This window comes from Pseudomonas sp. AC532, from assembly GCF_979258965.1.
Genome location: NZ_OZ409888.1, coordinates 270,826 through 284,082, shown reverse-complemented (window position 1 = coordinate 284,082; position 13,257 = coordinate 270,826). Strand labels below are relative to the sequence as shown.

The 13,257-nt window shown below is 62.3% G+C and carries 12 protein-coding genes and 1 pseudogene; 2 read left to right on the top strand and 11 right to left on the bottom strand.

All coding sequences use genetic code 11. The features are described 5' to 3' along the window. Positions 1–21: 21 nt before the first annotated feature. From ACZ0AV_RS01390 to ACZ0AV_RS01375, 4 genes and pseudogenes are all read right to left on the bottom strand, one after another. On the bottom strand, positions 22–816 hold the full coding sequence (locus tag ACZ0AV_RS01390) for a DNA adenine methylase (protein WP_499149384.1): 795 nt from the start codon (positions 814–816) through the stop codon (positions 22–24). 150 nt (positions 817–966) lie between these two features. Beyond that, positions 967–1,146 (bottom strand): annotated as a pseudogene (locus ACZ0AV_RS01385) (hypothetical protein); the annotation flags it as partial. After that, complete coding sequence (locus ACZ0AV_RS01380; protein ID WP_499149383.1) at positions 1,070–1,540, bottom strand: hypothetical protein; 471 nt, start codon at positions 1,538–1,540, stop codon at positions 1,070–1,072. The pseudogene ACZ0AV_RS01385 and the gene ACZ0AV_RS01380, both read right to left, overlap by 77 nt. Continuing rightward, positions 1,537–2,019, bottom strand: a complete 483-nt coding sequence (locus ACZ0AV_RS01375) for an NlpC/P60 family protein (RefSeq protein ID WP_499149382.1) — start codon at positions 2,017–2,019, stop codon at positions 1,537–1,539. The genes ACZ0AV_RS01380 and ACZ0AV_RS01375 overlap by 4 nt, the downstream gene beginning before the upstream one ends. Before the next feature lie 95 nt (positions 2,020–2,114). Between ACZ0AV_RS01375 and ACZ0AV_RS01370 the strand changes: the two genes are divergently transcribed. Further along, positions 2,115–2,339 (top strand): carbon storage regulator, encoded by a 225-nt coding sequence (locus tag ACZ0AV_RS01370; protein WP_499149381.1) that lies wholly within the window; start codon positions 2,115–2,117, stop codon positions 2,337–2,339. A gap of 27 nt (positions 2,340–2,366) precedes the next feature. Next, positions 2,367–2,609 (top strand): hypothetical protein, encoded by a 243-nt coding sequence (locus ACZ0AV_RS01365; protein ID WP_499149380.1) that lies wholly within the window; start codon positions 2,367–2,369, stop codon positions 2,607–2,609. Here ACZ0AV_RS01365 and ACZ0AV_RS01360 read toward each other — a convergent pair. Genes ACZ0AV_RS01360 through ACZ0AV_RS01330 form a run of 7 tightly spaced genes read right to left on the bottom strand, consistent with a single transcriptional unit; the run spans position 2,563 to position 13,251 of the window. Then, positions 2,563–2,799, bottom strand: coding sequence for a hypothetical protein (locus ACZ0AV_RS01360; protein WP_499149379.1), 237 nt, complete (start codon positions 2,797–2,799; stop codon positions 2,563–2,565). The genes ACZ0AV_RS01365 and ACZ0AV_RS01360 overlap by 47 nt on opposite strands. Continuing rightward, the gene (locus tag ACZ0AV_RS01355; RefSeq protein WP_499149378.1) at positions 2,799–4,571 is read right to left on the bottom strand and encodes a hypothetical protein; all 1,773 of its coding nucleotides are present in this window, start codon (positions 4,569–4,571) and stop codon (positions 2,799–2,801) included. The genes ACZ0AV_RS01360 and ACZ0AV_RS01355 overlap by 1 nt, the downstream gene beginning before the upstream one ends. Next, positions 4,571–5,416 (bottom strand): hypothetical protein, encoded by an 846-nt coding sequence (locus ACZ0AV_RS01350; RefSeq protein WP_499149377.1) that lies wholly within the window; start codon positions 5,414–5,416, stop codon positions 4,571–4,573. Before ACZ0AV_RS01350 ends, ACZ0AV_RS01355 begins: the two co-directional genes overlap by 1 nt. Next, a complete protein-coding gene (locus tag ACZ0AV_RS01345) occupies positions 5,409–6,476 on the bottom strand; it encodes a hypothetical protein (RefSeq protein WP_499149376.1) in 1,068 nt (355 codons plus the stop codon). Before ACZ0AV_RS01345 ends, ACZ0AV_RS01350 begins: the two co-directional genes overlap by 8 nt. Further along, the gene (locus ACZ0AV_RS01340) at positions 6,476–10,054 is read right to left on the bottom strand and encodes a hypothetical protein (protein WP_499149375.1); all 3,579 of its coding nucleotides are present in this window, start codon (positions 10,052–10,054) and stop codon (positions 6,476–6,478) included. Before ACZ0AV_RS01340 ends, ACZ0AV_RS01345 begins: the two co-directional genes overlap by 1 nt. 45 nt (positions 10,055–10,099) lie before the next feature. Then, positions 10,100–10,546, bottom strand: coding sequence for a hypothetical protein (locus ACZ0AV_RS01335; RefSeq protein WP_499149374.1), 447 nt, complete (start codon positions 10,544–10,546; stop codon positions 10,100–10,102). Beyond that, entirely contained in the window at positions 10,546–13,251 is a 2,706-nt protein-coding gene (locus ACZ0AV_RS01330) for a phage tail length tape measure family protein (protein ID WP_499149373.1), read from the bottom strand. The genes ACZ0AV_RS01335 and ACZ0AV_RS01330 overlap by 1 nt, the downstream gene beginning before the upstream one ends. Positions 13,252–13,257 lie beyond the last annotated feature (6 nt).

The window sequence follows — 13,257 nt, the reverse complement described above, 5'->3', positions numbered from 1 at the left end:
CCAGTACGGAGGGGCGTCGAATTAAAAAAGCCCCCCTAGAGCATCCGGCTCCCAATTCATGATCACCAGCTCGCCGGTCGTCTCGGCCTGCCCCTTGCGCTGATTGGTGCAGCTGTACTTGATGTCCAGCCGCTCCATGTGAAAGCCATCGAAAGCACGACGGATGTCGGGATGGTCGTTGATGCTGACCATCACCTTCCCCTTGCAGCGCCGCATGAAGTCTGCCATCCGCTCATACTCCTCGAACGGAAAACCTACCCCATAGCCTTCGGTCTTCCAGTACGGCGGATCCATATAGTGGAAGGTGTGGGCACGGTCGTAGCGCTCAGCGCATTCGAGCCAGCCCAGATTCTCAACGTAGGTGCCGGCCAGGCGCTGCCAAGCGGCCGACAGGTTCTCCTCGATCCGCATCATGTTGAAGGCCGGCGCCGTGGTGGCCGTGCCGAACGTCTGGCCGGTGACCTTGCCGCCGAATGCGTTGTGCTGCAGATAAAAGAAACGCGCGGCCCGCTGGATGTCGGTCAGCGTCTCGGTGCGGGTGATCTTGTGCCACTCGAAGAGCTGGCGGCTGGTCAGCGCCCACTTGAACTGGCGGACAAATTCTTCGAGGTGGTTCTGCACCACCCTATACAGCGACACCAGGTCACCGTTGACGTCGTTCAACACCTCAACCGGAGCAGGCTGGGGACGCATGAAGAACAACGCGGCGCCTCCGGCGAACGTCTCGACGTAGCATTCATGGGGTGGGAAAAGCGGGATGAGGCGGTCGGCAAGGCGGCGCTTGCCACCCATCCAGGGAATGATTGGAGTAGTCATTGAGTGCAAACCTTTACTGTATGAATAAACAGGTGCTAGGCTCGCCGCGCTTCGTGCACGAGGCGGAGGCCTTGGCTTGGCTTGCAGGTACGTTCTGCGGGTCAGGTGTCGGGCTTGGGTGTTGGCGCACCCAGGCCCGACGCCTCTTTTTCATTTCGGCCGCTGCACGGCCTGACGCTCGATGCAGGTGATCACCTGCGCGCTGCACTGCTCCAGCTCAAGCTCCAGCGCGTCGACGGCGCGTCGCCAGTCGTCATTCACCACCAGCGCCTGCCGGCCCGGCATGCGGCACGGCACCAGGCTGCACTCCATGCGAGCCGCGGTAGGCGGCGGGGTCGGTGGTTTCGGGTCGCGCGTACAACCGGCCAAGATCCACAGGCACACCACCAGACAGATATACAGCCACGGCTTGATCATTGCGTTTCAGCTCCTCGAGGGCGGCCGACTGCGTGGCCTGATTACGGTTGATGGTCTGGCCAAGCTGCTGCAGGCGGCGGTCGACATCGGCCAGCTGGCCGAGCGTGACTTGCTGCTGAGCCAGCACACCGGCCTGCAGCTCGATCATGGCCTGGGCGTCAGCCAACTGTTGCTCTGCCCTGCCCGCGCGCTGATTCTCGATGTCGATTCGTGGCGCCATGCCCCACCAGACAATGCCGGCAGCGCAGGCCATGAGCAGCAGAACACCGGCCGCCTTCGCGACCAGCTGGTACTGAGCAGGGATCACGATTCGCGCACCGAGAGTGCGGCGCTGCCGAGGGTTGCCAGCGGCTCGCTCGGCACCTGCAAGCCTTCCGGCCAGCGATAGCCACTCACGCGGCCAACGGAGAACGCCTTGATGTTCACGGCGTCGGACTGGTTGCCACCCAGGATCAGCAGGTTGCCGGCCTTATCGCGGCCAACGGCAAAACCCACGTGGCCACCACCCTGCCGAGTGAACACCACGATGCAGCCCGGCACTGGCAGCCCTAGCTGCTGCCCCCAGTCCAAGTAGGATCGAGCGCTCTCGAAACGGCTTGAGCGAACGCCTACCCGCTCCAGCATCGCGCCGACGAAAGCGGCACACCACGGCGTCTCATCATCCTTGATGCCGCCACGCTTGATGTCGCGCCACATCTGCAGGATCTCAGGGCTGTGCTGCGGCCCCTTAATCTCTGTCAGACCAATGTGTTTTCGGGCCTCTGCGACCCACGGTTGTTCTTTCATACATTTTCTCCGGGCATGAAAAAGCCCGCTCTAGAGCGGGCTGCTGGGTGATGGTCTACTCTGCTGAGACCGTTGATAAGCAAGGAAGCAATGACATGGCACTGATACTCACCCGCAAAGCAGGCGAAGACGTGCGCTTGATGTTCGATGAGGACATGACTGCAGCACAGCTGGACGAGCTGATCCGCGAGGGGATTACCGTACGGGTCGTCGAGCAGAGCCCCTCACATAACCAGGTGAAGCTCGGTTTTAGCGCACCCCGCTCGGTATCGATCGTAAGAACTGAACTGCTTGAGCGCGACGCCTTGCAGGAAGCGTGATACGCACACCTAGGATGAGGTGATTACATGCCAACAAGGAAACCCAAGCTGCAGGCCTTCGCCAATCGCTACGTCGCAGAGATGATCGTCAGCGATCCTCCGAACGTCATCGACTTCCTCGGCGAAGACTTCTCACCGAACGAGCAAGTCGCTGTCTATCGCGTCCTTGAAGGCATCCGCGCGCGGTTGCTGGCCGAAGCCGAGCTGCTGGATTCGCTCCCTCTCAGACATCGATATCCAGGTGCGGCAAGTTCGGCGCCGGACCGGTGATCGTGCCGTCGGCAATGTAGGCTTTGCTGCCCACCTGCACGTCGACGCCGCGGACGGTGACTCGCGTGCCGGTGCGTAGCTCTGCTGTACTGATGCCGGCGGCCGCGTTGATGCTTCGGATGATCGCGACTGTGCGCACGCCGCCAGGCAGCAGGCCGATGAAGCGCTTCCAAGGGTTAACCGTCGCCATCAGTGGTGCCTCTCCAGTTTCAGATCCTGCCAAACACGCACGGCGCCGGTTCCCTCGGCGCTGATATCGGTCGACAGGCAGGCGCCGTACCACGCCCCGCCCGGCTCCGGCACCTTGCAGAGCATGGCGGGCAGCACCAGGCCGACGCCGTGGTCGTCGGTCTTGTGGAAGAGCGGCAGCCGGAAGCCGACGACCTCGATGTCACCACCCTTGCTCAGCTCATGCACGCCACGGGCGCGGTTGGCTCCCTCGCCAGTGATCCAATCGTCAAACACGTCCGCGGTCGGGTTATCGCCAGCAGTGCCTGCCCGGCGAACCAGCATCGACACGCCATGGCTGGTGCCCGAGACGTAGCAGGCATTCCAGGCCGGCTGCGGCGTCCACTCGCCATCAAGCTGGGTCAGCATCGCTGGCGGGATGATGCGATCCACTGGCGAATCAGACAGGCCCCATTCCCAGGGCGGCACGACGTAGCGCGGGCGGATCTCCAGCACGTCGCTGTCTCGCGCGGGCCGCACCACGGCTCCCACCGTCTCTGCGATACGCGCAATCACCTGCATCGGTGTCTGGCTTTGGTAGCTCAGCGCGCCGGACGGGAAGGTCCAGTCACGCGGGCCGATGTTCTCGGTGTCCCACTCGATGGTGAACCCTGTGTTTAGCAGCTCGCTTTCCGCAGCCTGGCGAGCCGTGATCGGTGCGTTGTTCAAGCCGGTGCGTAGCGGCGCGTAAGGTGCCGCCAGCAACTGCGAACGCGTGGCGCCGGTGATGCTGTAGGCCTCAGCCGGGAACTTGAGTTGCCGGCTGTAGCGCTCGACCAGCAGCACCCACACCCAGCCATTGATGTTCAGCTCCACTTCTCTCGCGCCATCGGCATCCGGGCGCACCAGGTCGAGGGCGGCTTTCGTGAAAATGTCGGCGCTGAACTTCCAGCTGAAGCTGTCGGCGTCGAGCCCAATGCGCAGGCTCTTCGCTTCGATGGGCGTGCGCGACGGCAGCACCACCAGGTTGACGGTATTGGCGATCATGTATGTGTCCAGAATGGTGGGATCGGTCGGCGGCACGGGCAGCGGCTTCACCGGCCCCGGGTAGTCGACGTACTCGATGCCGGTCAGCGGGCCGTCCAGCACGCGCGCCTTGCCCCATGGCACGCGATAGCCCAGGTTGATCCGGCGAGCGGTGGACCACCGCACTGCGGTGCCTCCGGTGTCCGCCGGCTGGATGCGCGGCGTTTCAGGCACAAAACGAAAATCGAAGTACACCTGCGGTGCAGCCGACGGGAAATACGGCCGCCCGCCGAACGAGAAAACCAACGGGCCGTTGCCAGGCAGGTACAGACTGTCCTGCAGGGCGGTCTCAGCGTCATACCGCGGCCCGTATTCGTTAACGCGCCTTATCCCCACGCTCAGCCCTAGCTCCTTGCGCGCCGGCTTAGGGTTATAGATCAGCAGCAGACGCAGCCCTATGGGCCGGATCGTGTGATCCCAGCCCAGGTTGAGCGATGCATCCTTGATTGGCACGTCGATCCAGCCTGTTTGCATCGAGTCGCCGTCGCGTTGGCCGGCCTCGAACCATGCCGAGGCGCGCGACAGATCCGCCGCCGGCACCAGCTCCCATGCCAAGGCCAGATGCGTTCCATCCTGCACGCTGGCTAGCTGCCAACCCGAACCCGCACCAAGATCTGCAGGCTGCGTCTTTCCCCGGGGCACGAGAAGGCCCTGGCGGTCGACCGGAGCCCCACAGCCCCAGCCACCACCAACAGTAATTGAAAGCATCAGATCCTCTCGACAGGCACCGGCCCATGAGCCAGCGGGCGGAAGTACCGCAAGGCAACAGCGCGAGCGGTGCCCAGTGGACGCGACGGATTTTCACCGATGGCGGGCCACCACTCTGGCTCAGCTGCTGGCAGTGTCCCGGCCTCGGTCACTTCATAGATCCAGCCAGTGAAAGCAGCCGGCCGCACGCGATCCCCGATGGCCACAGCCAGGCCGGGAACGAAGCGCACGCCGTAATCATCGAGCGCGATAGCGTAGATCGTGCCCGAGGTCGTGACCTTCAGGTCAAGGTTTGCCAAGCCCTGGTCCGACGTTTGCCCGTAACCTGCCACCCGCCACTGACCATCATCCATGCGTTCGACGATGACCGTCTCGCACGATGCCCAGGCGCCCTCGATTGTGCCAATAGCTGCTAGCTTCGCGTCGACGGTGGGCACCTGATTGCCGCCGTCGCTTTCCGTCAGGTTGAACAGTAGGTGGTTTGCGGTCTCGCTGAGTGTCGGCCAGCGTGACATGCCCAGCCGGGGCTCGGTGTATTCGTAAGCCTGTGCAAGCACTTCCCGGTAGATCACCGCTCGACTCAAATACTGAGGGTTCAGCCCCCCATCATAGAAGTTGGCTAGAGCCTGATTAGTGTCCGAGCGCTGGAGCGTAACCAGCCAACGCGGCGAAGGCTCACCTTCCCGGCGCACTTCCACAGAGATGGGCACGAAGATCAGTTTCGGCCTGAGGACATCCATAGGCTTTTTGCCCATGGACTTGTATTTGCCGAATCTAGGATCAAGGGGAGCGGCAAAAGCCCGCTTCCACATGACCTTCTTAGCCAGCACCCGGACATTAAGCATCCCAGTACTTCTCTTTCAGGCAGAAAAAAGACGTGCCCCACTGGTTGGGGATCATATAAATCGGATCGTCGTTGTACTCGAAGGGAATTAGACACCCAGGCAACGTACCCCCTTTGCCAAGAGCGCGACTCACCTCGGCAGATGAGCGATGGCTGTAAAACTCGTCTCGAAGAATACCTGGCAGCCGGGCGATATATCCCAGAGTAGGGTCGTAGACGTGGTGAGGGCAAAGCTGCATATCTGGGGCATAAGCTGGCACAGACAGTTTACTACCCAGATATGCCGTAGGCAGGCTGCAATACGCCTGGATAGTAGGCATTAACGCCGTTTCCACCGCCCCGGTGAAGGGATTACGCAGGCGAGTTCCATACTGAAGGACGTAGCCCCCATTAGCCTCAGAACTAAAGGTATAGTCAGCGGCTTCAAATGAGCCCCCCAAAGCCATGTGATTACCGGGCCCAGACTTAGGGATTTCCGGGTCAGGGAACACAAAGTTACCGAAGAAGTAATTCGTCCCGTAGTAGCCTTGGGCGGTATTGGGATTATCCCCATACCCCGCCATCCCGTCGGACGAAGTGCTGTTGCCATTGGTGATGATATGTACCTGGGAACCTCGGGCAATTACAAACCAATTTCCCATTGGCTCAGCATAGTAGCGCGCAGGAACTACCCAGTGCCTCGCCGAGTTGGACGAATAGTCCACTGAATGGTTATAAGAGCGAACATTTGTCCCAATTGGGGGAAAAACGGTAGCGTCAGATACAAACTCAGAAAGAAAAAGCTGAGTTTTAGGCGCGTAATTGTATGGCGTTGTCCCTTTACCAAAGCTGTAAAACACACCATCAGGGGACTTCAGCGTGAAATGCTGGGGCAAGTTAGCGTGAATGAGGGTCCACCCCTGTCCAGGCTTTGCGCTAGCACCAGACCCATAGCCGGTGACCAGACAGGGGTACAGCAGGTTGTACCAACCTACTACCCCATTTGTGGCGGTATCCACCATGCCCAACTTCAGAGGTGGTGCACCTACGTCAAGGTGCGAGTACAGCGTTGCATCAGCCATTAGTCTGCGTCTCCACGAATCTGCAATTTAAACTGGTCATCGTTGACGGTGCCCTGTCCGCTGATGACCGTACGGATTACCCACATCGGCCCAAGCGCAGAGTCGGTATTGAATCGAACTGCGTTACCGGCCGCCCAACCGCTGCCCCACCCTTCCCGACGAATCGTGAAGTACGGCTGGCCAGTCAAAGCGTTGATTGGCGAAAGATCACTGCCAGTGCTGCCAGTCGCGATCACACCCAGCTGCTGCTCCACCACGTTGAACGACGTGTTGCTGGTGAACACCAGCGCCCACTTACCAGCGATGGCGCCGGCGTTGGTGATAATTGACGGATAGCTCAGCTGGTTGTAGTTCGCGGTGGTGGTGTTACCCGTAGGGGCGTCTGCCCAATTCGGGTCGCCCTGGCTCCACGTCTGCTGGGTGAACCAGGTGTGCACGCGCGACTGCAGATCACCCCAAGCCACTGCGCTCGACACCATCGCCTCTCCGGCAGGCAGATCCCAAGGAATCGGCGAGCTCAGGCCGACCTGGCCGGTGATCTGCACCTCGACGCACAGCGCCATGTGCTCAACGCGATCTCGAATGATCAGCGGCGTGCTCAATGGCGCACCGTCTTCAGCCTGCATAACCAGCGGGTTCGCCCAGGTAACGGCGCCGGATTCGCGATCAGCGTTGAACGACGCCGCACGCAGCACGTGGCCATCACTATCGACCACCTCGATGTCGGCCTGCTGCTGCCTGGCGAGCGTGACCGTCCCGCCCGCGATTGGCGATGCCACGACCGTTTCTGAGGTGTGGTGGATCACCAGCACGTCGCCATCGCGGTAGATCGGCACGCGCCCATCGGCAGGCAGGCGAACCGGATCGAGGCCGAGCAAGCCAGCATCGAGCGGCAGACGCGTTTGCACAACCGCGTTGTAGCGCGTCAGCAGCGGGATCACCGGGACGTCGCTTTCGCCTGAGTCATCGTCCGGGTTCGTCGTGAACGTCAGCCTGGCGATGCCAGTGGTAGCGTCAACAACCCCGTGGATGATGCCGTTGGAAAATACGCCGTTCAGGTTCGATACCGCGGTGACCACCTCGGCCGTGTCCGTGCGCACTGCGGTCACTTGCATGCTGCCAGCGCGCAGCGGCGCACCTGGCGTGCGGAACGTCGCAGCCGTAACGCTGAACCCCGTTGAGGCTGTCAAACATGCGAGCAGCGTGACAGCGCCCAGAGCGTTGCCCGAGTAGCTGTTGATCGTCGCGGTGCGGCCGACATAATCGACAGCGCCAACAGCAGTGCCACCGTTGGTTGCGCTGGCAATGTCTCGATAGAGGATCCCGCTGCGGTCGGTGTACAGCGAACCGTTCCAGCTGAACAGCAACGAGCCCGGCACGATGGCACTGCCAACGCCAGGCAGCAGGTCGACAGTGATGGGCGGCTGCGCCTGCGTGTGAGTAGTCTCGTCCGAACTTGCCCCGGCTGCCTGCGATTTCGCGGAGAGCGTGCCGGCGAACTGCTCGCGCTGCTGCACTGGCGTGGTTACCAGCACAGGCTCAGTTCCCCGGCCGGTCACATTCGACAGCGTGCGAGTGCTGTAGGTGTACTCGATGTAGTCATACAGCCGGGCAACCTGAAGGGTGCACTGCCCGGTTTGGTAGTTAATCGAACCGACGCGCCCGCCCTGCCACCCACCGCCACCGTTGTCGCTGGCGGTGTTGCTTACCTCAGCCGTACCGTCGTAAACCGGCAGCGCGTTACCGCTCTCGATTACCTTCCAGTTGATCGCGGGCGCGGCCTGGCGACGCGTGGTCAGCCAGTCAATACGCACGCTGCCAGGCTTGAGCGGAGCGCCGGGAATGGTGAACGTCGCTATGCCGGATGCATCGCTGGTCACGCTCAGCGGCGCATCATCCACCGAGCCGCGGCGAAAGGTGTATTCGATCCCGGATGCTGGCGGGGCGCTCAGTTTCATCACCAAATCACCGGTCGCGTAGACGATGGTTCCGGTGCCGCCATTGCCGCTCAGCGTGCCGAGGCCATCGTCAGTCAACGTCCTGGCTGTGCCGGCGGTGAACGATGCGGCGAAGCTGCCTGGCTGAATGCCGCCGCCCGGCAGCGTGTAGCGCACCTCGATCTCAGGCACCACAGCGGTACCGGCGTGCCCGGTGATCGCGTTGTCGGCGGAACTGACGTAGCTGAACACCAGCGAGCTGCCCACATCCGGCAAGGCGTTGAGCGTCAGATTGACCGAGCCGGTAGCCATGCTGATCGTCCCGGCGCCTTCACCAGTCAGCAAACCATCGCCGTAGTCGCGCAACTCATACCACTTCCCGAGGGCGAGGAACGCCACAGAAAGCGTGCCTGCCCGCGGAATAGCACCGGCGAGGTTCAGGGTGTAGACATACCCGCGATTGCCCAGCGTGACAGGAACCTCACCCGTGATCGTGTCACCGGTGGCTGCAGCACCCGGCCGATATGTCGCGTTGGCGTTGCCCGTCCAGCTGGTGCCGGTACGGATCAGCGTCACTTCGCCTGTCTGGTAATCAACGCTGCCAGAGGTGATCCAGTTGCTGCCGCTCACGTAGCGCAGCCCACCCTTACTGTCGTCAGCAAACACGCCGCCGCCGACGGTCAGCGTCAGGGTGCCCGGCGCGCAGCCAGTACCGAGAAACGTACGCGCCTCGCCAGCAACAGCGCCGGCGGCGACGGTCAGGCTCACAGTACGAGCCGGGCCGGATGGGATGTAGATCTGCCGCTGGTAGCCGCCCAGCAGGTCGACCAGCGCCGACTCTTTGGTGGTGCTTGGCACGAGCTGGGCGTACACGCTAGTCACTCGAACGGTAAGCGCGCCCTGTGCGACCGCATCGGCCAGCGGGCTGATGCCGTAGTAACGCGCGGCGTCCGCGACCTGGGTGCTGAGCACGCGCGCTTTGGCTGCGCCGTCCAACGAGGTAGGCGTGGTACCGGCCGGCGTTACCTGACCACCTGGAAATGCGGTTAGCAGCGGAGCCGACAGTTGCAGATCCAAGCGGCGCCGGGTGAAGTTCACGAAGTTGGCGTTGCCGTAGTCATAGGTGAACTGCTCCAGACGCGACTCGACACCGATCACTCGGACGTACTGCATCGTTGTGGCCGTGGCGAGCTGGAACACATCCCCGCTTTCCGGCACGCGCTGCTCCTCGCGCTGAACGCAAGCGATTGCCCGCTGCCCTGCCAATTGCGTGCCCAGTAGGTCGAATTGAGCCATCGACGCAGCGGCCACATAGCTTTCGATCAGATCCTGGGCGTCGGTGCGCACGTCGGTCTGGCTGCCTGTGTTGAACAGCAGCACGCTTACGCGCGGATCTGCAGGCCCTTGGGTCACAATACCGTGTGCGCCCAGGTAGGCGTCAGCGTTCTCGGTCATCACACCAGCGCTGACCTTGCGCAGGTTGATGCGGCCGATGGTGCGGTCGAGCCGGCTGATATCGGGGAACAGGTTGTTGACCTGGCCGTCGACAATCGCACGGCCGGTTGCGCGGCCACCGCCATCGTCGGCATCGGTCAGGCGCTGGGATTCCAGCAGTTTCACATCGGTGCTGTTGATCGTCATGCCAATCTCCGGGCATTAAAAAACCCGCCGGGGCGGGTTCGTTGGTCAAGGTACGGGGTCAGGCTCGGGTGCCGGATCAGCCGGCGGCGCAACGGTGATCAGCTTCAGGGTCAATTCGTATAGCCAGTCAGGGCCAGGATCCACCAACCGAAACAGCGGCCTGGCCTGCAGCGGCGAGCCGTCCACTCGGCTCCAGGTCACGTGGTGCTGGGCGCCAGTCGGCAACGTCAGCAGCATTACGATCAAAGGCTGGTCACGCAGCGCCTCAAGGGCACGCACAGTTGCCAGAGTGAACCAGGCGCCGCCATTGCTGGCCAGGGTGATTGGCCGGCCATAGCGCTTCACGCCCTCCTGAATAATCAACGCGCCGCTCAGTGAGCGCTCCTGCTCTTGAGCGACTGGGTCCCACCCCCACTCGTCCGTCCACTCGATCTGCTCGCCACCCAAGTCGGGATCAGCGGCAAGGTCGATGGTGTCCAGGGTAAATGCCATTAACGTGCCCTCAGCGCGGCGTCTTCTAGGATGCTCAATAGGGTGGCTTCATCAGCGGCGCTACCCACCGCCACATCGACAGCCTTGCCAGCCAGCTCAAGCCGGATGACACGCGACGGTTGCTGCGGCGTCTGAGCAGCGTCAGTAGTCGCCGCCGGCGCGGTGGCCTTGGCTATCTCCTCCTGCCGCTTCTTCTGCTCTTCAGCCTGCCGCTGTTGGGCTGACTCAGCCTCGATCTGCCGGAGCATGCCGAGCGCTCTGCTGGCATTGGCTACGGCCTGGCTGTCGCCACCCGCGTTGGCTTCGGCCAGCTGCGCTTCCAGCTCACGGCGCCTCGACGCAAAGCGGCGGCGCTCGATGTCCTCGGTACGCCCCTGCAAACCATCCAGCTCGTCCCGCAGGCTGTCGAGTGTTGAGCGAGTCGACTGGCCCATCTGCTCCATCGAGTCCTGAGCGGATTTGATGGCACCATCCAAACTGCTCAGGTCAGAGTCATCGAGCAGACCGAGAGCATTGCGCAAGCCCCGCGCACGCGCCTCGAACTGCCTGGTAGAGATGCTGCCGCGGTCATAGCTCTCCATCAGGCGCTGCAGCTGCGCCTGCTGGCCCAGGTACGCTTGCTGGGTCTTGAGGCTGGCTTCCTGCATGTCCAGCTGCCAGCGACCCAGCGGGCCGGTAAACGGGCTGCCCATTTGGCTGCGCACGTCGCCCAGCGCCTTGCTGACGCGCCCCAACGAATCGACCGTGGCATCCAGGCTGCTGGTGTCGATGCTCATGTCGGCCGTCTTGATGCCGCGCAGTCGGTCGAACGCTTCCAGAGCGGCCGCGCTCAGCGCCGCAAGCGGCCCCCGAGCCGTGTTCATTACCTGGTCATAGAAGCCAGACATCGCGCTCATGTCTTGCCGAGCGTCGCTGGATTCCTTGCGCCGCTGCTGCATGGCCGCGTCACCGGCTCGGCGTTCGGCCTCCATGCGCTTGCCTGATTCCCGCCGCAGCTGCTCGCTGGTGACGATGGCCTGCTTGTCGGATTCGTTCTTGGCGTCCTGTGCCTTCTTGCCGCCTTCGACTGCGCGCTTCAGCTCGGTCTGGCGTTCGGCAGCTTTATTCAGCTCCCGGTTGTAATCGGCGGCGGTGATCACACCGTCGTTGTAGAGCTTGGTCAGCGCCGAGTTGATGTTGCGGATATCAACAGCCGTCTTAGCGCTGCTGATCGCTGCCTGCACATCGGCCAGCGTCTTCAGGCTGGTGGCCGCACCCTTTACTGCCGTCGAGGTAGAAGCCGCTGCACCGCCCAGTTCCTTGAGCCGCGCGTTCAGCACCAGAGTGCCGTTGCTGTATTCCTCCTGAGTCAGTCGCCCCGCCTGGTAGGCGTTGAACATCTCCCGCCCGATCTCGCGCAGCTGGGCCACGCCAGTGACCGAGCTGATCTGATTCAGGGCGTTGTTGATATCGGTGACGCGCTGGACGATGTGCTCGAACTGATCGTCAGCAGCCTTCTTAATGACCTCGGTTTGCTCGGTAGCTTTCTGCTCGACGCTCTCATTGAGAAAGCTCCAGGCGTCCGCCACCTGGCCGTAATCCGTTTGCGCCTGTGCGGCGTAAGCGGTACTGAGTTCGCCTAGGAAGGTATAGAGCCCGTCAGCCTTGGCCTTGATGTCCTCACCGCCGAAGACATTGGCGATCTGACCTGTGGCCAATGCCAGGCGGCCTAGTGTTTGCTGAACCGCGAATGTCAGCGCAGCAGCCGACGCATTGATCGTACCGGCGAACGTATTCCATACCGTCGTCAAAGCCGCGGTCGCGTACTGCCCCGCACTAACTGTCTGGTCAATGGCCGGACCGATCTTGCTCGCCATGCCAGCGGCTTTCGCAGCCAGGCTTTCAAAATCAACGGTGGCCAGCTTCTCAACGTACTTCGATACCGCCTCAGCACCATTGGTGAACGTGTCCGACAGGTGTTGAGCGAGACGATCCAGGCGGCCATCGTTGGCCATGGCGTCGAGCCCGTCTGCCATCTGCCGCAGCTTGTTCTGGATGTACTCGAAGGCGCCGCTGTCACCCACTCGCCCTGCGAAGTCGCCGAACTGGTTCGTGATGGTCTTCCAGAGACCCAGCCCGGTGTTCAGCTTCGCAGCAGCAGCGGCACCGCCGTAAGCCTCGCTCATCATGTCCATGATGACGGCCTGAGCTTCGGCGGTTCGGCCAGTTGCAACCAGCTGCCGCAGCAGGCGCTTCTGGTCTTCTTCGAGCTTGAAGCCCTGCCGGCCAAGCGCCCCCATGGCATCGACAGGTGATTGCAGCGCCCGCCCGACTATCTCGGCGGACTGCTCAGCGCTGATACCAAGCCGCTGCTGCTGATCGATGACGATCTGCATCGCTTTGGGAAACTGCTCACCAACGATGTCCGTATAACTCAACAAGCGCGTCTGGGCAGACTGGACCTGCTCATCGGTAAGCAAGGAGTTGTCGCGAAAGCCCCGGGCCATTTCGAGCAGCTGCTCAGCAGTGAAACCGGCGGCATTGCCGGTGGATTGCAGCGCGGCTTCAAGCTGGGCCAGAGCGGACCCGCTATCCATGCCATCGGCGATGACAGCGCGGATGCCGTCGCGCACCAGGTTCATACCGCCCCGGACGAGATTAACTATCCCGTTCAGCGAGAGGTAGGCGGCACCATAGGCAGCAACCTGGCGAACGCCACTGGCCATCGCGGT

Bases quoted from the DNA above. Each gene is read 5' to 3' on its own strand.
- ACZ0AV_RS01390 (WP_499149384.1), bottom strand. From the start codon at position 816: ATGACTACTCCAATCATTCCCTGGATGGGTGGCAAGCGCCGCCTTGCC.
- ACZ0AV_RS01375 (WP_499149382.1), bottom strand. From the start codon at position 2,019: ATGAAAGAACAACCGTGGGTCGCAGAGGCCCGAAAACACATTGGTCTG.
- ACZ0AV_RS01370 (WP_499149381.1), top strand. From the start codon at position 2,115: ATGGCACTGATACTCACCCGCAAAGCAGGCGAAGACGTGCGCTTGATG.
- ACZ0AV_RS01365 (WP_499149380.1), top strand. From the start codon at position 2,367: ATGCCAACAAGGAAACCCAAGCTGCAGGCCTTCGCCAATCGCTACGTC.
- ACZ0AV_RS01360 (WP_499149379.1), bottom strand. From the start codon at position 2,799: ATGGCGACGGTTAACCCTTGGAAGCGCTTCATCGGCCTGCTGCCTGGC.
- ACZ0AV_RS01355 (WP_499149378.1), bottom strand. From the start codon at position 4,571: ATGCTTTCAATTACTGTTGGTGGTGGCTGGGGCTGTGGGGCTCCGGTC.
- ACZ0AV_RS01350 (WP_499149377.1), bottom strand. From the start codon at position 5,416: ATGCTTAATGTCCGGGTGCTGGCTAAGAAGGTCATGTGGAAGCGGGCT.
- ACZ0AV_RS01345 (WP_499149376.1), bottom strand. From the start codon at position 6,476: ATGGCTGATGCAACGCTGTACTCGCACCTTGACGTAGGTGCACCACCT.
- ACZ0AV_RS01340 (WP_499149375.1), bottom strand. From the start codon at position 10,054: ATGACGATCAACAGCACCGATGTGAAACTGCTGGAATCCCAGCGCCTG.
- ACZ0AV_RS01335 (WP_499149374.1), bottom strand. From the start codon at position 10,546: ATGGCATTTACCCTGGACACCATCGACCTTGCCGCTGATCCCGACTTG.
- ACZ0AV_RS01330 (WP_499149373.1), bottom strand. From the start codon at position 13,251: ATGGCCAGTGGCGTTCGCCAGGTTGCTGCCTATGGTGCCGCCTACCTC.